This window comes from Sphingobium sp. SG1 (genome assembly GCF_057063145.1).
The window spans coordinates 68,192-90,432 of record NZ_JBVVOJ010000008.1 but is presented as its reverse complement, the minus strand read 5'-3'; the positions used below and the strand labels follow the sequence as shown (position 1 = coordinate 90,432).

The window sequence follows — 22,241 nt, the reverse complement described above, 5'->3', positions numbered from 1 at the left end:
ATGTAAGCCTGTTTTCCCGGAATGTGGACTATTGTTCCGACATGTGAGGAAAATCGCCGCGCAACAGGATGACATGCAGGAAGCGGGGACCATGGGCGCCGCGCACATAGGTGCCCTCGATATCGGTCGTCCCTGACACGCCGGTGATCCAGTAATGGGCGCGCGGCTGCGGCCCGGCTAGCGGCGCCTCCTCCAGCCAGGGGGCGATGTCGGCCACGCGCAGCAGCACCAGATGGTGCAGCGTCAGGAAATTGGGCAGCATCGGCGCCTGCGGGCTCGTCTCGAACACCAGCGACCCAGTCTCGGCAATGCCCTTGCGCGCGATCGCAAGCGCCGCCGCCTCATCGGGGGCGGCGTCCTGGTGCAGGGCAAAGCCGCTCCAGTCGCAGCCCGACAGGCGCGGGTCGGGCGGCAGGCACAGCGCGCGCGCCTCGCCCTGCGCATCCAGATAGCGCGCGACCGCGGCCGGCAGCTCTTCGACCGTCTCGATAACGTCATGACTGGCGCTGACGCTGGGCAGGGCCAGCCGCGCCAGAAACTCCGCCTCGACATGGGCGACATCGACCGCCGGTCGCTCCGGCGTGCCGAGCAGCGCCGCAGCCTCCGCCGCTATGTCAACTTTGCTGTCATCTTTCAGGCGACCAAGGATGGCCTCGCGCGCATTCATCGGCCGTTTTCCTTGCGATATTGATCCATGAAGGTCTGCGCCGCGGGCTTGGGCATGTCGCGATAGCGGGTCCAGCCGCCCGCCAGCGGCAGCCTGCTGATCCAGCCCTTGCTGCCCAGCAGCCGCATCGCCCGCACCGCCAGGCCGGTGCCCATCCGATAGAGGCGTGGCCGGGTCGCGACCCAGGCCCATAGGCCCAGCCCCGCGCGCAAGGATTGCGGCTCCAGCCCCTCGCGCCAGCTCTTCTCGCGCCAGCCGCGCAGCAGCGTCGGCAGCGGAATGCGCACCGGGCACACTTCCTGGCACTTGCCGTTCATGGTGCAGGCATTGGGCAGGTCGCGGCTCTGCTTCAGCCCGTCCAGCACCGGGGTCAGCACCGCGCCCATTGGCCCCGGATAGGTGCCGCCATAGGCATGGCCGCCAATCTGGCGGAACACCACGCAATGGTTCATGCAGGCGCCACAGCGGATGCAGCGCAGCATTTCGGCCAGCCCGTCCTCGCGCATCTGGGTGCGGCCATTGTCGACCAGCACAATATGCATTTCCTCCGGCCCGTCCCGGTCGCCGGGGCGCTTGGGGCCGGTGTAGAAGGTCGTATATTGGGTCAGCGCCGCGCCGGTCGCCGACCGCGCCAGCATCCGCAGCATATGCACGGCATGGGGCATGCTCGGCACGATCTTCTCGATCCCGGCGGTCACGATATGGACGCGCGGCGGGACGAGCGACAGCTCGGCATTGCCCTCATTGGTGACGGTGCAGATCGCGCCGGTATCGGCGATCAGGAAATTGGCGCCGGAAATGCCGACATCCGCGCCCAGCATCTGCGTGCGCAGCTCGCGTCGCGCGCTTTCCGCCATGGCGGCGATCGTCTCTTCCTCATGCGGGGTGCGATGCTTCGCCTTGAACAGGGCGGACACCTGCTCGCGGGTCTTGTGCATTGCCGGCCAGATGATGTGTGAGGGCCGCTCGTCGGCCAGTTGGATGATATGTTCGGCAAGGTCGGTCTCGACCCGGCCGATCCCGGCCTCGGCCAGCGCATGGGGCAGGCCGATTTCCTCGCCCAGCATCGACTTGGACCGGGCGACGCTCTTGGCCTTGGCCGTCTTGCACAGGGCGATGACGATGTCGCAGGCCTCGTCGGCGGTGCGTGCCCAATGGACCTTCGCCCCGGCCGCGGTCGCGTTCGCCTCGAACTGCTCCAGATAATGGCCCAGATGGGCGACGACATGGTCCTTGATCGCTGCCGCGCGGGTGCGCGCCGCCTGGAAATCGGGAAAGGCGTCGACCGCGACGGCGCGCTTGGCCTCGGCCGTGCCCGCCGTCCGCTCGACCGCAACCTTCAGGATGCGGTCGGCCAGCGCCGCGTCGGCGCGGTCCTTGAAACTGGTCGCTTCGGCCGGTGCGCCGCTCATGCCTCTTCCCCGATCGCCGGGCCATCGCCCATGCCGGCGATCAGTTCGATCGCGTGGAAGGCGCGGACCTTGCTGCCCTGCCGATTGAGCTTGCCCGCCATGTTCATCAGGCAGCCCAGGTCGCCGGCCAGCAGCAGGTCGGCACCGGTCGCCTCGATCGCGTCCGCCTTCTCACCGACGATCGCGTTGGAAATGGCCGGATATTTGACGCAGAAGGTGCCGCCAAAGCCGCAACAGGTTTCCTCGCCTGCCAGCGGCGTCAGCTCCAGCCCGGTGATGGGTTTCAGCAACCGGCGCGGCTGCGCCTTGACGCCCAGTTCGCGCAGGCCCGAACAGCTGTCATGATAGGTCGCCTTGGCATCCATCTGTACGCCCTCGGGCTTCCACCCGCATATCTCGTCCAGATAGGCCATGATCTCCCATGTCTTGCCCGCCACTGCCTGCGCGCGCGGCAGCCATGCGGGATCATGCTCGAACAGCTCTGGATAATGGCAACGGATCGTGCCGCCGCACGACCCCGACGGCACCACCACCGCCTCATAGGGTTCCAGCGCGACGATGGTCTGCTTGGCCAGCGCGATCGCATGATCGGTGTCGCCGCTGTTGAGCGCCGGCTGGCCGCAACAGGTCTGGCCCTCGGGCACGACCACGTCGCAGCCCGCCGCCTCCAGTGCGCGGATCGCGGCAAAGCCGATGCGCGGGCGCATCATGTCGACCAGGCAGGTGACGAACAGGGCAATTTTGCGCTGGGTCACACGCCATGCCTCTTGGCAAAGGCCAGGAACAGGTCGGGCCAGGGCGCGGCCGACTGGGCTTGCGCCGTAATGCCGAAGCCATGGCCGCCATTTTCGAACAAATGGCATTCGGTCGGAATCTTCTGCGCCCGCAGCGCCGCCAGCATGGCGATGCTGTTGTCGACCGGCACCGCCGGATCGTCGATCGCATGGGCCAGGAACACGGGCGGCGTTTGCGCGCTCACATCCTGGTCCAGCGAATAGGCGCGCATCCGCTCGGGCGACGGATTCTCGCCCAGCAACTGCGTGCGCGATCCCTTGTGGACGAACGGCCCCTCCATCTGGATCACCGGATACATATAGGCGGCGACGGCGGCCTTGATCGGCTCGCGATCGGCGGCGTCGACCGGCTTGTAGCTTTCCACCGGCGCCCGACTGGTCAGCCAGGCGGCCAGGTGGCCGCCGGCGGAAAAGCCGATCACACCGACCCGATTGGCGTCGAACTTCTCCTTCGCCGCCAGGCTGCGCACCAGCCGCAGCGCGCGCTGCGCATCCTGCAGCGGCGCTTCGGCCCCGGCGGCCCAGCCATCGGCGGGCAGGCGATAGAGCAGCACGAAGCAGACATAGCCCGCCTCGGCAAAGCGGCGCGCGATCGAATAGCCCTCATGGCCGATCGCCACCCGGCTGTATCCGCCGCCGGGGATCAGCATGATCGCCGCGCCATTGGGCTTTGCCGGGCGCAACAGGGTCAGGGTCGGGGTGACGATATGGGCGAACACGCCATCGTCCGGCCCGCTGTCGGGCCGGCGCAGCGTCTCCACTTCCTTCACCGTCACATGCTCGCCGCCCGGCGCCTTGCCCGGCCAGATCGGAAAGCGGACGAACCCCTGGGGCAGCGGAAAGCTCTGCGCCAGTGCCTCGCCCATCGGCGCAAGCGCGGCGGCAACGGCAGCGCCGGTCAACAGGCCGCGACGGTCAAGCATGGTCATTGGCATTCGGTCCTTCCCAGCGGCGTGGTCCGATTGAGCGCCGGCCGGCTGGCCAGCACCTTGGCCGAAATCGGCAGGTTCAGCGCCTTGAGGCCGCCGGCGACCAGATCGGCGACATTGCGCGCGCCCAGTTCGCTGAAATGGGTATCGTCGTCGATCCCCTTGGGGAAGCCGGGCATCTTGTCCTCCGCCTTGTAATGGAGGAAATAGGTCTTCGCCTTGTCCGGCCCGGCCCGGTCGACCCAAGCACGCGACAGCGCTTCCAGATCGATGATCGGCACATGGGCGCTCGCCGCCAGTTCGCGCATCACGGCGGAATATTCGGCGAAGTCGGCCTTGGCCTTGCCATCGGCGCCAAAGCTGCGCCGCGTCACCGGCGTCACCAGCACCGGCGTGCCGCCCGCGCCGCGCACGTCCCAGATGAAGCGCAGCAGATTGTTGCGATAGTCGGTCTGCGCCGGCGCCCAGCGCTGCGGCTTGGCGCGATAGGCGTCATTATGGCCGAACTGGATCAGCACCGTGTCGCCGGGCATCAGCTCGCTCATCAATTTGGTCCAGCGCCCTTCCTCGATGAAGGTGCGGGTCGATCGGCCGCCCATCGCATGGTTGGACACCCGCACCTCGGGCGACAGGCCGCAACCCAGCATCATGCCCCAGCCGGTCTGGGGATAATTGCCCTTCTTGTAATTGGCCGCGGTCGAATCGCTGGCGATCAGGATCGTGTCGCCCGGCTGCGTCGCCAGCGCCGGCAAGGGCATGGCCAGCAGGGCGAGGGCGGCGGCGGCTTTGGTGACGATCCTCATCGGCATGTCCTGATTCCTTAATACCGTCATCCCCGCGGAGGCGGGGATCCATCTCCCAACATGGCCGCTGGACCACAGGTCCGGGGATGGATTCCCGCTTTCGCGGGAATGACGGCGCTCAATATCTTATTGCAGGTTCACATACATGCCGCCGTCGACCAGCAGCGCCGCGCCGGTGACATAGGCGGCCATGTCCGACGCCAGGAAGACGATCGGCCCGGCCAGGTCTTCGGGTGCGCCCAGGCGGCCGAGCGGCGTGCGCTTTTCCATATATTCGCGCTTCTCGACATCGGCCAGGTCATCCTTGTTGATCTCGGTCAGGATGGTGCCGGGCAGCACGCTGTTGCAGCGGATGCCATATTTGCCCAGCGCAATCGCCGTGGACTGCATCAGCGAATGCACGCCGGCCTTGGTCGGGGTGTAGTGGGTCTGAAATTCGCCGCCGACCAGCGCGGAGATGGAGGAGACGGCGACGATCGACCCGCCATGGCCCTGCTTCACCATCTGCTGCGCGGCCGCCTGCACCATGAAATAGGCGCCGTGCAGATTGACCTTGAAGGTGCGCTCCACCACGTCGACCGGCATGTCGAGGAAGCCGTGGAACGGGCAGATGCCGGCATTGCTGACCATCACGTCGACCTTGCCGAACGCCTCGACCGCCTTGGCGACGAAGTCCTGCGCGGTCTGCGGATCGGCGACATCGCCCTTCACCGCGATCGCGCGCTGGCCCAGCGCCTCGATCTCGGCGACGCAGCTGGCGGCCGGGCCGTCGCTATGGGCATAGTTGATGACGACGTCGGCGCCATGCTGGGCGGCGCCGATGGCGGCCGCCCGGCCGATGCCGGTCGATGCGCCGGTGACGAGGACGGTCTTGCCTTCAAGCAGCTTCATGCGAGCATTTCCTTGGATTAGCGCCGCACCGGGCGGCGGGGGGATTTGACGCCGGGGGTCCAGCCCAGATCGGCGCTGACCTTCTGCGCGGCGGCGCGGACTTCGTCGCTCAGCGATGCCATGCGCTCATCGTCCATATATTGGGCGGCGCTCGACAGGCTGATGGCGGCGACGATCGCGCCCGACGCATCGCGGATCGGCGCGGCGACGCAGCGTATCTGGTCCTCATTCTCTTCCAGGTCGAACGCGCGCCCGGCCGCGACATAGCCGCGCATCCGCTCCAGCCATGTGGCCGGGTCGGCATCATGGGTGCCGTTCTCCCGCTCGCTTTCCAGCAGCCGGGTCCAGCCCGCCTCCGGATCGTCCAGCATCAGCGCCTTGCCAAGGCCGGTCGACGTCAGCGGATGGCGATCGCCGATCCGGCTCGAAATCTCGACCCGGCGGCGACCGGGAATCTTGTCCAGATAGAGCGCCTGGTCACCGTCCAGCCGGCCCAGATGCACCACATCCTCGCTCGCGGCGGCCAGCGCTTCCAGATGGGGGCGGGCAATCTGCACCACGTCGGCCTGGCTCTGCGCCAGGAAGCCGAGCTGCAGCAGCTTGGGGCCAAGCTGATAGCCCTCGCGCGGCAGGAAGGTCAGGAAACCGCGCTCGACCAGCGCATTGGCGAGGCGATGGGTGGTGGAGCGCGTCAGGCCCATGCGCTCGGACAGGTCGGCGAGCTTCACCGGCCCGTCGATCACCTGGTCGAGCAGGTCCAGCCCGCGCTGAAGGGTCTGCGACCCCTGCGTCTTCGACTTTTCCTCTCGCGGACCCGATTCCGGGTTTGACGTATTTTGTCTCATCTACTAACACTCTATCCCACAAAATGAGAAAAACAAGGGTGTAGGAGAGGCCGGACGCGATTCTTCCCCTCAATTGCCCGACGTTGTGCGCATTTTGTCCATATGGTGGAAGTGTTATTGCCCATCCCCTTGCGATGGGTCTGGCCCAAGGGAGTTTCAGCGTGCCCATCGTGACGTTGCCGAAGATCAAGCATGTCCGCGCCTTCACCGTGCGCGGCGGCGGTGCCGATTATCATGACCAGGGCGAAGGCCACTGGATCGACGATCACATCGCGACGCCGATGTCGAAATATCCCGAATATCGCCAGTCGCGGCAGAGCTTCGGCATCAATGTGCTCGGCACCTTGGTGGTGGAGATCGAAGCGGAAGACGGCACCGTCGGCTTCGCCGTGACGACCGGTGGCGAGCCCGCCGCCTATATCGTCGAAAAGCATCTCGCCCGCTTCCTCGAAGGCCGGTCGCCGACCGACTATGAGAAGATCTGGGACCAGATGTATTTCTCGACCCAATATTATGGCCGCAAGGGCCTGGTCATCAACGCCATCTCCGGCGTCGACCTCGCGCTCTGGGATCTGCTCGGCAAGCTGCGCCAGGAACCGGTCTATCATCTGCTCGGCGGCGCGGTCCGCGACGAACTGCAATTCTACGCCACCGGCGCGCGCCCGGACAAGGCGAAGGAATTCGGCTTCATCGGCGGCAAGATGGCGCTGCACCATGGCCCGGCCGAAGGTATCGAGGGCCTGAAGAAGAATATCGCCGAACTGGCCGACATGCGCTCCAAGGTCGGCGATGATTTCTGGCTGATGTGGGACTGCTGGATGGCGCTCGACGTCGACTATGCCACCCGCCTCGCCATCGCCGCGCATGAGCTGGGTCTCAAGTGGATCGAGGAAGCGATCAGCCCGGATGATTATTGGGGCTACCAGCAGCTCAAGCGCAACGTGCCCAAGGGCATGCTGGTCACCACCGGCGAGCATGAAGCGACCCGCTGGGGCTTCCGCATGCTGATGGAAATGGATTGCTGCGACATCATCCAGCCCGATGTCGGCTGGTGCGGTGGCGTGACCGAACTGCTCAAGATCAGCGCGCTGGCCGACGCCCATGGCAAGATGGTCGTGCCGCATGGCTCGTCGGTCTACAGCTATCATTTCGTCATCACCCGCCACAACTCGCCCTTCGCCGAGTTCCTGATGATGCATCCGGGGCCGACGGAAGTGGTGCCGATGTTCCACCCGCAGCTGCTGGGCGAACCGGTGCCGGAAAATGGCCGCATGAAGGTGACCGCGCTCGACAAGCCGGGCTTCGGCGTCGACCTGAACCCCGACATCGCGATGCACCGCCCCTATACCCACTGATCGCCTGAACAGAGAAAGACTGATCCCATGAAATTTGTTCGTTTCGGCCAGCGTGGCCAGGAAAAGCCCGGTGTGATCGATGCCGAAGGCAAGATCCGTGACCTCTCCGGCGTCGTCGCCGACCTGACGATCGAGAGCCTCGCCGCCGCCAAGGGTGTCGATGTGGACTCGCTCCCCGTCGTCGATGGCGACCCGCGCTATGGCGTGCCGGTCAAGGGTATCGGCAAGATCGTCGCCATCGGCCTCAACTATGAGGACCATGCGATCGAATCCAACCTGCCGATCCCGACCGAGCCTATGATGTTCATGAAGGCATTGTCGTCGCTCAACGGCCCGAATGATGAAGTGATGCTGCCCAAGGGTTCGACCCATGGCGACTGGGAAGTCGAACTGGGCGTCGTCATCGGCGAAACCTGCCGCTTCGTGTCGGAAGAAGACGCGCTGTCGAAGGTCGCGGGCTATGTCCTCGTCAACGACGTGTCGGAACGCTTCAACCAGAAGCAGCGCGGCACCCAGTGGTCGAAGGGCAAGGGCCATGACACTTTCTGCCCGGTCGGCCCCTGGCTGGTGACCGCCGACGAAATCGGCAACCCGCAGGATCTTGACATGTATCTCGACGTCAATGGCGATCGGATGCAGACCGGCAACACCAGGACGATGATCTTCAACGTCGCCCAGCTCATCTCCTATGTCAGCGAATATATCACCCTCTACCCCGGTGACCTGATGATCACCGGCACCCCTCCGGGCGTGGGTGAGGGCAAGAAGCCCGAAGCCGTCTACCTCAAGGCCGGCGACGTCATGGAACTGGGCATCGCCAAGCTCGGCAGCCAGAAGCAGAATGTCGTGGAATGGCGCCACCTGGGTGACGAGGTGCTCGGATGAGCGTCTTTTCCGGACGCTATGAAGGTCGCTGCGCCATCGTCACCGGTGGCGCCTCGGGCCTGGGCAAGCTGGTTGCCAAGCGCATCGTCGAAGAAGGCGGCAAGGTGGTCCTGTGGGATCTGAATGCCGACGCCCTCGCCGCTGCAAAGGATGAAGTCGGCGCGACCCATGTGGTTGCGCTCGACGTCTCCGATCAGGCCGCCGTCGCCGCCGCCGCCAAGGCCAGCGCGGACGCGCTGGGCAAGATCGACGTCCTCGTCTGCTCGGCCGGCATCACCGGCGCGACCGCCACGGTGTGGGACTATCCGGTCGACAGCTGGCAGCGAGTGATCGACATCAACCTGAACGGCCTCTTCTACTGCAACCGCGAAGTCGTGCCCTTCATGCTCGAAAACGGCTATGGCCGGATCGTCAACCTCGCCTCGGTCGCAGGCAAGGAAGGCAATCCCAACGCCAGCGCCTATTCGGCCAGCAAGGCGGGCGTGATTGGTCTCACCAAGAGCATCGGCAAGGAACTGGCGGGCAAGGGCGTGATCGCCAATGCCCTGACGCCGGCCACCTTCGAAAGCCCGATCCTGGAACAGCTGCCGCAGAGCCAGGTCGACTATATGCGCTCGAAGATCCCGATGGGCCGCCTTGGCCTGGTCGAGGAATCGGCCGCCATGGTCTGCTTCATGGCCAGCGAGGAATGCAGCTTCACCACGGCGTCGACCTTCGACACCTCGGGCGGCCGCACCACCTTCTGATCCAAGCCTATCCGCGGCGCGACCGGCCATTCAAGAGCCCGGCGCGCCGCGATTTACGCCAGTCTCCCCCGTTCGCCCTGAGCCTGTCGAAGGGCAGGCTGAGCGAAGTCGAAGCCTTCGCCACGCTCGGCCCGAACGGAAAAGAGGCTGCTGAACTGTTCATGGGAGAGGACGCATGATCCCCTTTGTCGACGCCCATATCCATCTGTGGGATCTCAATCATATCCGCTACGACTGGCTGAGCCCGCCCTTTTCGGACGATGGCCCCAATGGCAGTGTCGAGCCGATCGCCCGCAATTATGGCGTCGCCCAATATCGCGAAGACCTGGCCCGTTGGAACGTCATCGGCGCCGTCCATGTCGATGCCGGCGCGGCGGCGGAAAGCGCGCTGCGCGAGACCCAGTGGCTCGACACGCTCGCCGCCGTCGACGGCCTCCCCACCGGTTTCGTCGCCTTCGCCGCCCTCAATGACCCGGATGTCGATGCGCTGCTGGCCGCCCAGGCCGCCCATCCCCGCGTCAAGGGCATCCGCCATATCGTCAACTGGCATGCCGATCCCCAGCGCACCTATGGCCCGGTCGACCTCACCGTCGATCCGCAATGGCAGGCGGGCTATGGCCTGCTGGCAAAGCATGGTCTCTCCTTCGACCTGCAATGCTATCCGGGGCAGATGCCCGGCCTCGTCCCGCTGATCGAGCGGCATCCCGACATCCCGGTCATCATCAACCATATGGGCATGCCGGTGCTGACCGATCCGGATGGCCTCAACGACTGGCGCCGGGGCATGAAGGCGCTCGCCGCGCTGCCCCATGTCGCGGTCAAGCTGTCGGGCATGGGCTTCATCCGCCGCGACTGGACCATGGCGGGCATCGCGCCGCTGGTGCATGAGGCGATCGACATGTTCGGCGTCGATCGTTGCGCCTTCGCCAGCGACACGCCGACCGACAAGCTGTTCGGCCCGATCGACCGTTACATGGAATCCTATCACGCCATCGTGTCGGATTTCCCCGAAGCCGATCGCCGCGCCATGTTCGCCGGCAACGCCAATCGCCTCTATCGTCTGGGACTTGCGCTATGACCCCCAATCCCCTGCTCGGCGTCCTCTTTCACTGGCTCGGCGGCTTCGCCTCGGCCAGCTTCTATGTCCCCTTCCGCGGCGTGAAGCGCTGGAACTGGGAGATTTTCTGGCTGACCGGCGGCATCTTCTCCTGGGTGATCGCGCCCTGGTTCTTCGCCTCGGTCCAGACCAATGACCTGATGGGCGTGATGGCCCAGGTGCCCTCGTCCGTCGTTGGCTGGTGCATCTTCTTCGGTTTTCTCTGGGGCTTTGGCGGTCTCACCTACGGCCTCACCATGCGCTATCTCGGCCTCTCGCTCGGCATGGCGGTGGTGCTGGGCCTCTGCACCGTCTTCGGCACGCTGATCCCGCCGATCTTCGACGGCACCTTCATGACGGAAATTGCCGGCACCCTGCACGGCCAGATCGTCCTCTTGGGCCTCGCCGTCACCGTGCTTGGCATCGTCGTCGTCGCCCGCGCCGGCGCCCGCAAGGATGCGGCGCTATCGACCGAACAGAAAGCGGCTGTCGTCGCCGAGTTCGATTTCAAGAAGGGCATCGCCGTCGCCATCTTCTCGGGCATCATGTCCTCCTGCTTCGCCTTCGGCCTCGCTGCCGGTGAACCGGTCAAGGCGCTGTCGGCCGCCGCCGGCACCGGCCCCTTGTGGACCGGCCTGCCCACCCTCTGCCTCGTTATGTTCGGCGGCCTCATCACCAACGCGCTCTGGTGCGGCTGGCTGATCGCCAGGAACAAGTCGGCGGGCCAGTGGGCCGGCGCGCCCGACGCCAGCGGCCAGCGCCCCAAGCTGCTCCCCAATTTCCTGCTCTGCGCGGTGGCCGGCACGGCCTGGTATTTCCAGTTCTTCTTCTACACCATGGGTGAAAGCCAGATGGGTCGCTTCGGCTTCTCCAGCTGGACGCTGCACATGGCCTCGATCATCATCTTCGGCACCTGCTGGGGCTTTGCCTTCCGCGAGTGGAAGGATGCTGCGCCGGCGGTCCGCCGCATGGTGTGGAGCGGGGTCGGCCTGCTGATCCTCGCCACCCTCATCATCGGCTATGGCAACAGGCTGGCGAGCTGATGCGCCGCTGGCTCGCCGCCCTGCTGCTGACGCTCGCCGCCCCGGTGGCGGCGGCCGACGCGCCGCTGCTGACCTCGCATCTGCGCATCCATGACCCCTTCGTCGTGGCGGAGCAGGCGAGCCGAACTTATTGGCTCTTCTCGAAGAATGACCCGGCCGTCACCGGCGATCCGCACATCGGCATCATGGCCTATGCCAGCAGCGATCTCGCCCATTGGCAGACACCCAAACTGGTCTTCGCCCTGCCGAAGGACAGCTGGGCCGATGACGGCGGCTGGGCGCCGGAGGTGCATCGCTGGAAGGGGCGCTATTATCTCTTCGCCACCTTCCACAATGACAAGGCGGCAATCCCGGCCAGCGGCAAGCGCCCCAATTATCGCCGCGCCACCTTGCTGGCGGTGTCAGACCGGATCGATGGTCCTTACCAACTTATCCACAAGGGTGAGCCGGTCACTACGCCCAATGACATGACGCTCGATGGCAGCCTCTATGTCGACCCGGCCGGCAAGCCCTGGATGGTCTATGCCCATGAATGGCTGCAGATGGGCGTCGGCACGATGGAGGCGCTACCGCTGAAGGACGATCTCTCGCCCGCCGGCAAGCCGCAATTGCTGTTCCGCGCCAATGACGCCGACTGGGTGATCGGCCAGAAACAGCCCGAAGGGGACATGGGCTATGTCACCGACGGCCCCGAACTCTATCGCACCAAAAGCGGCACCCTGCTGATGCTCTGGTCGAGCTGGGGGAAGGGCGGCTATGTCCAGGCGCAGGCCCGCTCCACATCCGGCACGCTCGCCGGCCCGTGGGAACAGCTTGGGCCGCTCATCATGCAGGACAGCGGCCATGGCATGCTGTTCCACAGCTTCGATGGCAAGCTGATGCTGGTCCTACACCGCCCGTTCAAGCGGGCGATCGCCAAATTCTACGAAATGCGCGACGCCGGCGATCGGCTGGAGGTCGTGCGCGAGGCCGTGGAACTGGATGGCGAAGCCTATCCCACCCATGGCTGCCCGATGGGAGTGTCCGATGCTCGCTGCTGATCTGGTCTGGCCGCTGCGCGATGCGCCAAGCGGCGCCTTCGCGCTGGAAGACGCCAATGCCGCGCCCGAACAGGCGGTCGTCACCGCCGTCGATCGCCCGGTGCTGCTCGGCTATGCGCCCGACAAGCCCAATGGCCGCGCCATGCTCATCCTGGGCGGCGGCGGCTATGTCGCGCTGATGGCCGGACGCGAAGGGGTGCAGGTCGCGCAATGGCTGACCTCGCTCGGCTATCATGCCTTCGTCCTCATCCACCGCTTCCCCCATGCCGGCACCGGCCCGTCCGCGCCGCTCGACGATGCGCTCGCCGCGATGCGGATGATCCGCTCCTCCGATCTGGCACCCGATGGCGTCGGCGTCGTCGGTCTTTCCTCGGGCGGCCATCTCGCCGCCTGCCTCGCCGCGCATTATCCGGCGGATTGGGGCGATGTCGCGCCGCAGCGGCCCGATATCATGGTCATCGGCTATGCGCCCATCTCCACCAATGCCAAAGGCCGCACCATCGTCGCCGACAAGCCGCCACTGCCGCCGGCGGAAAAGCAGGCGCTCTACGACGCGCTCCAGCCCGACGCGCAACTATTGCCCGGCCCGCCGCCGGCCTTCATCGTCTATGCCGGCAATGATCCGGTAGTGCCGGTCGAAAACGCCCATCGCCTGGATCGCGCCTGGCAGGATGCGGGCGGCAGCGCGGAACTGCACATCTTCGCCGACGCCCCCCATGGCTTCGCGCTCGACACGCCGGATCAGCCCGTCTCGCTCTGGCCGCGCCTGTGCGAAGCCTGGCTCAGGCAGGTCGGCTTCCTGTAAACTTCGCTGTCACCTTCCGGCAATTTTAATGCCGTGAGGGCACGGCATCCGACTGGCGCCGGATCAGCTGATAATCCAGCTTCACCCGGCCCAGCGCCTCTTCGCCGGCGCCATCGTCCTGGCTGCTGAAATGGGCGCCCAGCAGGCCGATCGCCTCGCGCGCCATGTCGCGGATCGGCTGGCGGATCGTCGTCAGCGCCGGCCAGATCGCGCTCGCCAGCGGCGTGTCGTCGAAACCGCAAATGGTGATGTCGCCCGGCACGTTGATCCGCCGCTGATGCGCCACCGTGATCGCCGCCGCCGCCATATCGTCATTGCAGGCAAAGATGGCGCTCGGCGGCGTGTCGAGGCTCAGTAATTGCTCGGCGGCGTCCAGCCCCGACCGATAGGAAAAGTCGCCCGGCACGATCCAGCGCTCGTCCAGCCTTATCCCCCGGTCGGCCAGGCAATCGCGAAAGCCCTGCAGGCGCCGGGCGCTGGCGCGGTGGCGGATATTGCCGGAGATGAAGCCGATCTGCCGGTGGCCAAGGTCGATGAGGTGCCGGGTCAGGTCATAGGCGGCATGGCGGTCGTCGGTCCCCACCGCCAGCATGCCGGGCACATCGCCATCGGGCGCGATGCCGACCACGGCGATGTCGCGCGCCTGCAACGCCTCGACCAGCTCGGCCCAGTCGCACAGCGGCGGCGGCAGGATGACGCCGGCGACATGCGCCTTCGACACCTGATCGACGATTTCCTTGGCAAAGGCGCCGGGCGCGCATTGCTCGACCACCAGATGCAGATGGCGCTGCGGCGCCTCGCCCAGCGCGCCGAGCAGCAGTTCGCCCAGATAGGCCGATGTCGTCGAATTGCTGTGCAGCAACGCCACCCGCCGGTCGGCGCTGCCCACCAGCGCGCGTGCCGACGCATTGGGCACATAGCCCAGATCCTTGACCGCCTGCTCGACCGCCTGTTGCGACTTGGCGCTGACCAGCGCCTTGCCGTTGATCGCGCGCGACGCGGTCATCATCGACACGCCGGCACGGGCGGCGACCTCGCGGATCGTGGGCGGCTTCTTCTTCGCGGCTTTCTGCATCACCTGACGTCCTAGCCGGTTTTCCCGACAAGGAAAATCGCGGCGATCAGGGCTTTAGTCGTATATGCGCCGGCGCATCGCGATCGACGCTGACGATCCCGTCCTTCTCGGTCAGTTCGGCGATCTGCAGCACCGACCGCCGCTTCCAGTCGGGATTGGCCTTGGCTTCATCCTCGCCCTCCTGATGGACGAAATAGATGATATAGGCGCGGTCGCCCGACACGATGATGTCGGGGTGCTGGCCCTTGGCCCGGTCGGTCGGCGCCTTGCCCGGCGTCGCGAGGATATAGTCCGGCTGGCGCGTCCAGTGCGTCCCGTCGTCGGAGCGCATCACCAGCAGCCCCTTCCACGCGTCGGAGATCAGCCAATATTTGCCCTTCCAGCGAAACGCCTTGGGCCCTTCGCCCGGCGTGTCGGTCAGCCGGTCCTTGACGCTCCAGTGAATGAGGTCGCTGCTGTCGGCGGTGCGGATCGCCTTGTTCATCCGCTCGTCGTTGAAGAACAGCCGATAGCCGCCGCCCGGTAACGCCAATACGCTGGCATCGATCACCCGGTCGGAGCCGAGGTCGAGCCGCTCGCCACAGGTCCAGCTCTTGAGGTCCGGGCTGGTCAGATGGACGATGAAGCGCGGCGCATTCCAGCCGCGATAGATGCCCGGCACCACCGTCAGCCACATATGCCACTGGCCTTCCAGCCACTGCACTTCGGGCGCCCACAGCGTTTCGCCGGTGCAACTGGTCGGGATCGTCGCGGTGCCGCTGTAGCGCCACTTAGTGCCATCCTTCGACCGCGCCGTGCCGATCGCCGTGCCATGGACCCAGCGGACATCCTTGGCGTCCTCCATCGGCAGATCGGCGCGGCGATTGGTGTAGAACATCACCCATTCGCCGCTCTTGCGGTCATAGACGGTCGACGCATCGGCCGCGCCATCATGCACCGGATCGCGCAGCAGCGGCTTGGGCGCCACCGGTCCGCTCGCGGCGGCCGCCATCAACAGCAGCGACGTAATCATTTGAACAGCCTCAGGTCGAACGCATCGGCCATGACGCGGAAGCCTTCGTCATTGGGGTGCAGCGCGTCGCCGACATCATAGGGCTTGGCCATGCGCGACGGATCGGCCGGGTCGGCCACCGCCTTGGCCAGATCGACGAAGCCGTCGGCCTCCTTGGTCGTGCGGATCCAGTCATTGACGGCGACACGCACAGCATCGCCCTCCGCGCTCCAATAGCCCGCGCCCTTATAGGGCAGGATGGTCGCCAAAATGACCTTGATATTGCGGTCATGCGCCCGCGCGATCATCTGGCGATAGGCGCCGATCACCGTCTGCGGTGTCAGCATCGGGCGCTTGTCGCGCGCCGCGCCGCCCAGATCGTTGACCCCTTCCAGGATGACGACATGGGTGACGCCCGGCACTGCCAGCACATCGCAGTCGAACCGCGCCAGCGCATTATAGCCATCCGCCTCGCTCAGCAGCCGGTTGGCGCTGATCCCGGCATTGGCAACGCCGACGCTCTTGCGGCCCGCCTTCTGCAGCCGCTCGGCCAGCAGGTCGGGCCAGCGCCGGTTGCTGTCGGGGGTGGCGCGCACGCCGTCGGTGATGGAATCGCCCAGCGTCACGATCGCCGTGCCGCGCTTCGCATTGTCGACTTCGACCGCGGAAATCACCACGCGCGGCCCGATGACGGTCGGGCTGGTCAGCGTCTGCGCACCGGTCTGGTCGCCCGGCGCGGTCCAGGTCGTCGCCGCCGAATAGCTGTGGACGGTCGCATCCGCCGCGCCCTGCGGCAAATGGATGGAAATGCTGATCCGGGTCAGCGGCTTGACCGCCAGGTCGATCGGATCGCTCAGCAATGGCGCGCGTGCGGGAATGGTCGCACCCTGCGCCTGGTTGAAGGTCACGACATGGTCGCTGCCCGGCACGATCGCGCCATTCTCGCCAGCCAGCGCGACATGCACGCTGCCCACCAGCAGCGGATTGACCGACATCTCGTTCGACAGGCGGATGCGGATGCGCTGCCCGCCGCTCGACAGGCGAACCACCTGGCGGACGGTGCGGTCGTTGAGATCGGGATGCTTTTCGGGCGGGGCGCGGTTGACCAAGGGCGCCGCCATCCAGCTGCGCGACCAATATTGGGCCTGCGCCGGCGATGCGGCGACCATCGCCAGCAGCGCCGCACCCAACAGCATCCTCTTCGCCATGCCTCTCCCTTTCTTATTGCGCGACCGGATTGCGGCCCCACAGCTGGTCATAGCGCCAGCCCGACAGATCCTCGACCACTTCGGCCGCGACCGGCGATGTCGGCGTGCGCGCACCGCCGCGCAGATGCTCGATCTCGCGCATCAATATGTCGTGCGTCGCCGGGCTCAGGCGGAATTTGGTCGACACCCAGATGCCCAGCCCCAGGCAGCCGACCGTGCCGACGCCCAGCAGCAACGCCATGGTCAGGATCGCGCCATGGCTCTGTTCCGCCGCGCCCGATACGAAGCCGCCGGCCTGCATGATGAAGCCCACGCCCGCGACAGCCGCCGCCTGCGTCGCCTTGCGCACGAAGGTCATGACCCCGGCAAAGCTGCCTTCGCGGCGCTGGCCGGTCACGATCTCGTCGACATCGGCCATATAATTATAGGTCGCCCAGGGAATATAGTTGAGCGCGCCGCGACCCAGGCCGCACAGGATGATCGGCAGCCAGATCCACGGGCTGGTCGCCGGCACGCCGGCAAACCACAGGGCGATCAGCGTCAGGCAGCCGACCGCGAAGTCGGCGGCGGCAACCTGATAGGCCTTGGCCGGCGACGCCCGCAGCGCCAGGTTGATGGCGATGATCACCGCCACGAACTGGACGATATACATGGTGCCCAGCAGGCCCGATGCGATCGCCGTCGATCCGGCCAGCGCAAAGATCACGAAGAAGGTGAAGGCCGCGTTGAAGATGTCCTGGCTGATATAGCCGCCCAGATACATGCCCAGATGCAGGCGGAAGGCGCGGATGCGCATGGTCGAAAACAGGTTGCGGTAGAGCGCCTTCAGCGCCTGTCCCGGCCCGCCCGCGCCGACCGGATGCTGGCCGATCGCCTCAGCCGATCCGGGCAGATGCCGTTCCCAGCTGAACAGGTAGAGCAGCCCCGCCGTGACCATGAACAGGGCGGCAAAGATGATGCCCATGTAGAAGAAGGTGTCGGCGCTGTCGCGGCCCAGCGCGTTGATCAGCCACAGCGGCAGGAATCCCGCCAGGATCGCCGATGCCTGGCCGAACAATATGCGCGACCCGGCGAACTTCGCCTTGGTGCGGTAATCGGTCGACATTTCTGCGGCCAGCGTTTCGAACGGAATGATCTCCATCGCATAGACCAGCTCGAACAGCACATAGCTGACCAGATAATACCAGAAGCCCTGACCCGGCAGCCACATCAATGCAAAGCTTGGCAGCAGCGGGATTGCGGCCAGGATGAAGAAGCGGCGGCGGCCGAACTTGCGGCCCAGCCAGGTGCCGCCGAAATGGTCGGAAATATAGCCGATCATCGGCGAGGCGAAGGCATCCAGGATGCGCGCCACGGCAAAGATCGTCGCCGCCTGCCCGGCGCTAAGGCCGCAGAATTGCGTGTAGAAGATCAGCACCCAGCCGGAAATGACCGCCATCGATCCCGCGCCCAGCACGTCGTTGGAGCCATAGGCGAGGTAATTTTGCAGGCGGACGGGACGCGCGGTGGATGGGGCAGTCTCGGGCAATTCAGGTCCTCCGCCTAGGGCAATGATCGGCGCTTGGGCTCTTGTTCTGACGCGCGCGGGCATATGAAAGATATGCCACATAGTGAACGGCTATCACACGATATGAGACTAATGCAAGCCGCGATCGGCCTTTTCTGCGGTCGCCGGCACGAAGCGGACTGCCTCGATCAGCACGCCGGGATCGGCATGCTCCAGCGTCACGACATGGCGCCCGCCGCTCAGTCGTTGCGTTAACGTTATGGTCGCGCGATTGTCCAGCACTCCCATCGCCCAGTCGCGACTGCCGGTCTCGCGCCGACTCTCCAGCGCCTGCGTCACGCCATCAATGCCGATGGTCAAATGCAGCGTGTCGCCATCCCTGTCGGCATAGGTCGGCAAGATATCCACAAGCACGGTCCATTCGCCCGGTGGCAGGTCGATCGTCGCGCGGCTCGCCCCGGCCTTGGTGCCAGGCGCCAGCATCGCGCCATGACGACCCAGCCCCTCCACGCGCGTCCATCCGGCGAATCGGTCCGGCGCCAGCAGCGGCAGGGGAGGGGCGGCTGGCTGCGCCTTCGCCGGCCCGGCCGGCGGCGCCAGCGCATCTATCGGCGGCAGGATCACCGGCGTCTGGCGATAGCTGCGCCATTGCCCGTCCGCCGGCTCCACCGCCATGATTCCGCGCCATTTCCCGCCCGCCAGTTCGCGGTTGTAATAGGTCGTCAGCCTGTCAATTTCGCTGTCCGCTTCATGCGCAATCCTGCCACGCCGCGTCGCCTCGGCTAGGTCGCTGTCGCGCAGCCGGTCATGCGCCTCGGCGGAAAAGAACCGCCGGTTGGCCGCCGCCGATGCCCGCACCGGATAGGCCAGCAATTCATAGAAGGCGTCGCGTCGCTCGGCCGGGATCTCCGGCTCGACTTTCGCCAGCGCCGCTTCCATCGCCGCAAACGCCGCCAGCCGTTCATCCGCCTCGCCGATCGTCAGCGGGCTTTGCCGATACTTATCCACAGGCAGGTTCCACTGCAGATGCTCGGGTCGCCGGGCGAAATTCAGCCGGTGATAATCGCGCAATATCCCCGCAATGGCGGGTGCCTGCGCGGCATCGACATTCTCTGCCGCCCAGTCTTCCACAAACTTATCCACAGGCTTTGCCCGCACCTTATCCACAGCCCAGGCGAGGCTCAAAAAATAGTCGGTGGCCAGCTCCGCCGGCTTCAAATCGCCGACATTGGCGACCCAGACCTGCCGCGCGCCGGCATCCCAGGCGCGGCCCATTTCCTCGCGGACCAGCGCCGGCGGGGTTGTGGATAACCATAGGTAGGAGAGCGGCGCGCCCAGATAGGAGAGATGATAATAGACGCCCGACCCGCCCTTGCGCGCCCGCTCGGCGGCATCGGGGAAGTGGCGGATATAGCCGAAATTATCGTCCGGCCACATCAGCGTCACATCGTCGGGCACCTTGAGGCCCGCGCGATAGACGTCCAGCACTTCCTTATAGGGCGTGAAGACCTGCGGGGCGTCCGCCGCACCGGCCCTGGCCAGCATCGCGCGCTGGTCGGCAAAGATGCGCTCCAGCGTGGCGCGCCGCTCTTCGACCGTCTTGGGGCCCACCATGCCACTGTCATGGATGCCGCGCATCCCCAGTGTCCAGATGCTCTCATAGCGGGCGTTGCTGCGCACCCGCGCATCCCAATAGCGCCGCACCCCGTCGGGGTTCTTGAGATAATCGAAATCCTCGGCCGGCGCGGTCCATTCGCCGACATTGTTGCGCAGCATCGGCTCGGCATGGCTCGACCCCATGATGATGGCATAGCGATCGGCCAGCGCCGCATTGGCCGGGTCGGCATTGAACGGCGTCGTCACCTTGTGCATCGCCGGCCACAGCAGATTGGCCTTCAGCCGCAGCAGCAGCTCGAAAACCTGTGCATAAGTTTTCGGCCCCAGCGGCTTTTCCTCGGGCGCATGGTTCCCCGCTGCCCAGGGCACCAGCCCCCAATCTTCGTCATTCAAGAATATGCCGCGATATTTGACCGAAGGCGGCCCGAACCGCCGGGCATCCCTGGCGACATAGAGCGCATCGCGATGCAGCGGCGTCACATCCGCCCACCAGTGCCAGGGCGACACGCCGATCGCGCGCGACAGTTCATAGGCGCCATAGGCGGTGCCGCGCCGGTCGCTGCCGATGATCAGCAGCGCGCGCGCCACGCCGGGCGCCGGCCGCTCGACCGGCAGGATCAGGAAACTCTCCCACGCGCCCTTCAGCTTTGCGACATCGATCCGCCTGTCCGCCACCAGCCGATCGATCGCTTCACTATGCCCCAGCGTGCCGATCCACACCTGCGCCTGTCCGCCCTCGGCCGCCCCGGTGACCCGGCCAATATCCTGCTTCAGATCGTCGGCGGCGATTCCTACCACGGCGTCATCGGCTGGGTCGGTGACGATCCGCGCCGCCTGTCCCTGCGCCACCAGCGGGAAATCCCCCCGCTGCGCCACCGACCGCACCCAGTCCGCCGCCTGCGCCGGCGTCGCGCCAAGCAGCAGCAGCGCCAGCCACCAGCGCATCAGAAACGCACCATGTTGGTTGTGTCGATCCGCCGGTCCGGCAGGTCGCGGATCGCGCTGCTGCGAAAGCCGGTCACATGCTCCAGCCGGAAGGCATCCGCGCCGCCCGGCATCTTCAGATAGGATACGTCAAACCCCTCGACATGTTTCAGCCAGAAGGCCGGCCGCGCGTCCGCCGCCCGTGCCCGTATCTCGACATGGCTCAGGTCCAGATTGCGGGCATGCCGGATAAAGAAACCGCTCGCCGGCAACGGCCCGAACCGGTCGGGATCGGGATAATCCTCTTCCTTCGCCGGTGGATCGATCCCGGCCATCGCCGCGTCGCCGCCGCCCGGCTGGTCGATGAAGAAATTGCTGATCTGGACGTCCTCGACCGGATGGCCGGCCACGCCCGCGATGATCGACGGCAGCATCGACCCGCTCTGGCAGGTGATATTGTCGATCAGCACCCGCCGCATCGATCCCACCGCCGCGCCGGCCGGCCCGCGCATCCGCCGGCCCAGCCGCAGGAACAAAGCCGGGCTGTGACAGCCGCGCATGGCGATGTTGCTGATCGTCACATCCTCCATCACCGCGCCGTCCACCGTTTCCAGCGCCAGCCCCCAGCATTGGTCGAACACGCAATTGCTGATCGTGATATTCTTGAACCCGCCATTGCTTTCGGTGCCGCACTTGATCCGCCCCAGCAGCCAGGTGTCGCGATTGCGCGCCAGCGGCCGGAACGTCCCGTCCAGCAGCGTGCCGACGACATAGGATCCGCTGACATGGCAGTTGGTGATGGTCACATTCTCGGTCGCGCGCGGATAGCCCAGCGCATAGCTGGACTTGGGCACGATCGCGTCGTCATAGGGGGTGTTGAGCGTGCAGTTGCTGACCCGCACATTGCGGCAGCAGTCGATGTCGAAGCCGTCGCGGTTGGTGTCGACGGTGAGGTTGTCGATCAGCAGATTGTCGACCCCGGTGGCCAGCAGGGCGAAATGCCCGCCCTCCAGAATGGAAAAGTCCCGCAGCGCGACATTGCGGCAATTTTTGAGCGCGATCGCCTTGTTGCCGACGCCGGGCAGTTCGGCGGCCGGCCGATCCTTGTCGGGATGGCCCCGGCTCAACCCCTTGCCCCAGATCAGCCCGTCGCCGCAGATCGCGATATCATGCAGCCCCTCGCCATGGATCAGGCTGTTGCGCCAGTGATTATGGCCATAATCCTGATAGGGGGCGATTGCAGGATCCTGCGGCTCGGCCGCGTCGTAGCCGCCCTTGGCGAGGCCCGTCAGCGGCACTGATGCGGCCAGCAGGGTGGCGCCCCGGTCCAGCCACAGGGTGATGTTGCTCTTCAGGTGAATGGTATAGCTGGCATAGCGGCCGGGGGGCACATAGACGGTCCCGCCGCCGCGCTCCGCGGCAAAGGCGATCGCTCGGTCGATCGCCGGACTGTCGATATGGCTACCATCGCCCTTCGCGCCGAAATCGCGGACATTGACGATGCCCTGCGGCAGGGCGCGGCCAAAAGCGGGCAGTGCCGCCAGCATGGATATGCCGGCGGCACCTTTCAGCAGGAAACGGCGATCGAACGGTCCTTCCATTTACCCC

The 22,241-nt window shown here is 66.0% G+C and carries 21 protein-coding genes; 8 read left to right on the top strand and 13 right to left on the bottom strand.

Annotated features, from left to right (window positions below; all coding sequences use genetic code 11):
- Positions 1–28 precede the first annotated feature (28 nt).
- The 7 genes from AC0KVN_RS17635 to AC0KVN_RS17605 all read right to left on the bottom strand — a co-directional run bounded on the left by AC0KVN_RS17635 (position 29) and on the right by AC0KVN_RS17605 (position 6,341).
- Complete coding sequence (locus tag AC0KVN_RS17635) at positions 29–667, bottom strand: LutC/YkgG family protein (protein ID WP_435568214.1); 639 nt, start codon at positions 665–667, stop codon at positions 29–31.
- Complete coding sequence (locus tag AC0KVN_RS17630; RefSeq protein ID WP_435568213.1) at positions 664–2,079, bottom strand: lactate utilization protein B; 1,416 nt, start codon at positions 2,077–2,079, stop codon at positions 664–666. The genes AC0KVN_RS17635 and AC0KVN_RS17630 overlap by 4 nt, the downstream gene beginning before the upstream one ends.
- Positions 2,076–2,834 (bottom strand): (Fe-S)-binding protein, encoded by a 759-nt coding sequence (locus AC0KVN_RS17625; protein WP_435568212.1) that lies wholly within the window; start codon positions 2,832–2,834, stop codon positions 2,076–2,078. Before AC0KVN_RS17625 ends, AC0KVN_RS17630 begins: the two co-directional genes overlap by 4 nt.
- Complete coding sequence (locus AC0KVN_RS17620; RefSeq protein WP_435568211.1) at positions 2,831–3,802, bottom strand: alpha/beta hydrolase; 972 nt, start codon at positions 3,800–3,802, stop codon at positions 2,831–2,833. Before AC0KVN_RS17620 ends, AC0KVN_RS17625 begins: the two co-directional genes overlap by 4 nt.
- On the bottom strand, positions 3,799–4,605 hold the full coding sequence (locus AC0KVN_RS17615) for a rhamnogalacturonan acetylesterase (protein WP_435568220.1): 807 nt from the start codon (positions 4,603–4,605) through the stop codon (positions 3,799–3,801). Before AC0KVN_RS17615 ends, AC0KVN_RS17620 begins: the two co-directional genes overlap by 4 nt.
- A 126-nt stretch (positions 4,606–4,731) precedes the next feature.
- Positions 4,732–5,496 carry an L-rhamnose 1-dehydrogenase Lra1 gene (gene lra1, locus AC0KVN_RS17610; protein ID WP_004209342.1) on the bottom strand — a complete coding sequence of 255 codons (765 nt, stop codon included), beginning with the start codon at positions 5,494–5,496 and terminating at the stop codon, positions 4,732–4,734.
- 17 nt (positions 5,497–5,513) lie between these two features.
- Complete coding sequence (locus tag AC0KVN_RS17605; RefSeq protein WP_004209343.1) at positions 5,514–6,341, bottom strand: IclR family transcriptional regulator; 828 nt, start codon at positions 6,339–6,341, stop codon at positions 5,514–5,516.
- Positions 6,342–6,475: 134 nt separating this feature from the next.
- Between AC0KVN_RS17605 and rhmD the strand changes: the two genes are divergently transcribed.
- From rhmD to AC0KVN_RS17565, 8 genes are read left to right on the top strand one after another with little or no spacing between them, the layout of a single operon-like run.
- On the top strand, positions 6,476–7,696 hold the full coding sequence (gene rhmD / locus AC0KVN_RS17600) for an L-rhamnonate dehydratase (protein ID WP_017500963.1): 1,221 nt from the start codon (positions 6,476–6,478) through the stop codon (positions 7,694–7,696).
- Positions 7,697–7,723: 27 nt separating this feature from the next.
- Positions 7,724–8,581, top strand: a complete 858-nt coding sequence (locus AC0KVN_RS17595; RefSeq protein WP_063976044.1) for a 2,4-didehydro-3-deoxy-L-rhamnonate hydrolase — start codon at positions 7,724–7,726, stop codon at positions 8,579–8,581.
- A complete protein-coding gene (locus AC0KVN_RS17590; RefSeq protein WP_004209347.1) occupies positions 8,578–9,327 on the top strand; it encodes an SDR family NAD(P)-dependent oxidoreductase in 750 nt (249 codons plus the stop codon). The genes AC0KVN_RS17595 and AC0KVN_RS17590 overlap by 4 nt, the downstream gene beginning before the upstream one ends.
- Positions 9,270–9,506, top strand: a complete 237-nt coding sequence (locus AC0KVN_RS17585) for a hypothetical protein (protein WP_313228658.1) — start codon at positions 9,270–9,272, stop codon at positions 9,504–9,506. Before AC0KVN_RS17590 ends, AC0KVN_RS17585 begins: the two co-directional genes overlap by 58 nt.
- Positions 9,503–10,405, top strand: coding sequence for an amidohydrolase family protein (locus AC0KVN_RS17580; RefSeq protein WP_063976045.1), 903 nt, complete (start codon positions 9,503–9,505; stop codon positions 10,403–10,405). The genes AC0KVN_RS17585 and AC0KVN_RS17580 overlap by 4 nt, the downstream gene beginning before the upstream one ends.
- Positions 10,402–11,466: an L-rhamnose/proton symporter RhaT gene (gene rhaT, locus AC0KVN_RS17575; RefSeq protein ID WP_159367584.1), complete on the top strand. Its 1,065-nt coding sequence runs from the start codon at positions 10,402–10,404 to the stop codon at positions 11,464–11,466. The genes AC0KVN_RS17580 and rhaT overlap by 4 nt, the downstream gene beginning before the upstream one ends.
- The gene (locus AC0KVN_RS17570; RefSeq protein WP_435568209.1) at positions 11,466–12,506 is read left to right on the top strand and encodes a glycoside hydrolase family 43 protein; all 1,041 of its coding nucleotides are present in this window, start codon (positions 11,466–11,468) and stop codon (positions 12,504–12,506) included. The genes rhaT and AC0KVN_RS17570 overlap by 1 nt, the downstream gene beginning before the upstream one ends.
- On the top strand, positions 12,493–13,311 hold the full coding sequence (locus AC0KVN_RS17565) for an alpha/beta hydrolase (protein ID WP_435568208.1): 819 nt from the start codon (positions 12,493–12,495) through the stop codon (positions 13,309–13,311). Before AC0KVN_RS17570 ends, AC0KVN_RS17565 begins: the two co-directional genes overlap by 14 nt.
- 25 nt (positions 13,312–13,336) lie before the next feature.
- Here AC0KVN_RS17565 and AC0KVN_RS17560 read toward each other — a convergent pair whose 3' ends face one another.
- From AC0KVN_RS17560 to AC0KVN_RS17535, 6 genes are all read right to left on the bottom strand, one after another.
- Positions 13,337–14,386 carry a LacI family DNA-binding transcriptional regulator gene (locus tag AC0KVN_RS17560; protein WP_004209352.1) on the bottom strand — a complete coding sequence of 350 codons (1,050 nt, stop codon included), beginning with the start codon at positions 14,384–14,386 and terminating at the stop codon, positions 13,337–13,339.
- Between the two features lie 46 nt (positions 14,387–14,432).
- The gene (locus AC0KVN_RS17555) at positions 14,433–15,398 is read right to left on the bottom strand and encodes a glycoside hydrolase family protein (protein WP_435568207.1); all 966 of its coding nucleotides are present in this window, start codon (positions 15,396–15,398) and stop codon (positions 14,433–14,435) included.
- Positions 15,395–16,585: an SGNH/GDSL hydrolase family protein gene (locus tag AC0KVN_RS17550; RefSeq protein ID WP_435568206.1), complete on the bottom strand. Its 1,191-nt coding sequence runs from the start codon at positions 16,583–16,585 to the stop codon at positions 15,395–15,397. The genes AC0KVN_RS17555 and AC0KVN_RS17550 overlap by 4 nt, the downstream gene beginning before the upstream one ends.
- A gap of 13 nt (positions 16,586–16,598) precedes the next feature.
- Positions 16,599–18,113 carry an MFS transporter gene (locus tag AC0KVN_RS17545; protein WP_435568205.1) on the bottom strand — a complete coding sequence of 505 codons (1,515 nt, stop codon included), beginning with the start codon at positions 18,111–18,113 and terminating at the stop codon, positions 16,599–16,601.
- Positions 18,114–18,221: 108 nt separating this feature from the next.
- The gene (locus AC0KVN_RS17540) at positions 18,222–20,654 is read right to left on the bottom strand and encodes a glycosyl hydrolase 115 family protein (RefSeq protein WP_435568204.1); all 2,433 of its coding nucleotides are present in this window, start codon (positions 20,652–20,654) and stop codon (positions 18,222–18,224) included.
- A complete protein-coding gene (locus AC0KVN_RS17535) occupies positions 20,654–22,234 on the bottom strand; it encodes a rhamnogalacturonidase (RefSeq protein ID WP_435568203.1) in 1,581 nt (526 codons plus the stop codon). The genes AC0KVN_RS17540 and AC0KVN_RS17535 overlap by 1 nt, the downstream gene beginning before the upstream one ends.
- Positions 22,235–22,241 lie beyond the last annotated feature (7 nt).

What these genes read in the sequence shown, in the direction of transcription:
- AC0KVN_RS17635 (WP_435568214.1), bottom strand. Translation starts at nt 667, where the DNA reads ATGAATGCGCGCGAGGCCATCCTTGGTCGCCTGAAAGATGACAGCAAA.
- AC0KVN_RS17630 (WP_435568213.1), bottom strand. Translation starts at nt 2,079, where the DNA reads ATGAGCGGCGCACCGGCCGAAGCGACCAGTTTCAAGGACCGCGCCGAC.
- AC0KVN_RS17620 (WP_435568211.1), bottom strand. Translation starts at nt 3,802, where the DNA reads ATGACCATGCTTGACCGTCGCGGCCTGTTGACCGGCGCTGCCGTTGCC.
- AC0KVN_RS17615 (WP_435568220.1), bottom strand. Translation starts at nt 4,605, where the DNA reads ATGAGGATCGTCACCAAAGCCGCCGCCGCCCTCGCCCTGCTGGCCATG.
- lra1 (WP_004209342.1), bottom strand. Translation starts at nt 5,496, where the DNA reads ATGAAGCTGCTTGAAGGCAAGACCGTCCTCGTCACCGGCGCATCGACC.
- AC0KVN_RS17605 (WP_004209343.1), bottom strand. Translation starts at nt 6,341, where the DNA reads ATGAGACAAAATACGTCAAACCCGGAATCGGGTCCGCGAGAGGAAAAG.
- rhmD (WP_017500963.1), top strand. Translation starts at nt 6,476, where the DNA reads ATGGGTCTGGCCCAAGGGAGTTTCAGCGTGCCCATCGTGACGTTGCCG.
- AC0KVN_RS17595 (WP_063976044.1), top strand. Translation starts at nt 7,724, where the DNA reads ATGAAATTTGTTCGTTTCGGCCAGCGTGGCCAGGAAAAGCCCGGTGTG.
- AC0KVN_RS17590 (WP_004209347.1), top strand. Translation starts at nt 8,578, where the DNA reads ATGAGCGTCTTTTCCGGACGCTATGAAGGTCGCTGCGCCATCGTCACC.
- AC0KVN_RS17585 (WP_313228658.1), top strand. Translation starts at nt 9,270, where the DNA reads ATGCAGCTTCACCACGGCGTCGACCTTCGACACCTCGGGCGGCCGCAC.
- AC0KVN_RS17580 (WP_063976045.1), top strand. Translation starts at nt 9,503, where the DNA reads ATGATCCCCTTTGTCGACGCCCATATCCATCTGTGGGATCTCAATCAT.
- rhaT (WP_159367584.1), top strand. Translation starts at nt 10,402, where the DNA reads ATGACCCCCAATCCCCTGCTCGGCGTCCTCTTTCACTGGCTCGGCGGC.
- AC0KVN_RS17570 (WP_435568209.1), top strand. Translation starts at nt 11,466, where the DNA reads ATGCGCCGCTGGCTCGCCGCCCTGCTGCTGACGCTCGCCGCCCCGGTG.
- AC0KVN_RS17565 (WP_435568208.1), top strand. Translation starts at nt 12,493, where the DNA reads ATGCTCGCTGCTGATCTGGTCTGGCCGCTGCGCGATGCGCCAAGCGGC.
- AC0KVN_RS17560 (WP_004209352.1), bottom strand. Translation starts at nt 14,386, where the DNA reads ATGCAGAAAGCCGCGAAGAAGAAGCCGCCCACGATCCGCGAGGTCGCC.
- AC0KVN_RS17555 (WP_435568207.1), bottom strand. Translation starts at nt 15,398, where the DNA reads ATGATTACGTCGCTGCTGTTGATGGCGGCCGCCGCGAGCGGACCGGTG.
- AC0KVN_RS17550 (WP_435568206.1), bottom strand. Translation starts at nt 16,585, where the DNA reads ATGGCGAAGAGGATGCTGTTGGGTGCGGCGCTGCTGGCGATGGTCGCC.
- AC0KVN_RS17540 (WP_435568204.1), bottom strand. Translation starts at nt 20,654, where the DNA reads ATGCGCTGGTGGCTGGCGCTGCTGCTGCTTGGCGCGACGCCGGCGCAG.
- AC0KVN_RS17535 (WP_435568203.1), bottom strand. Translation starts at nt 22,234, where the DNA reads ATGGAAGGACCGTTCGATCGCCGTTTCCTGCTGAAAGGTGCCGCCGGC.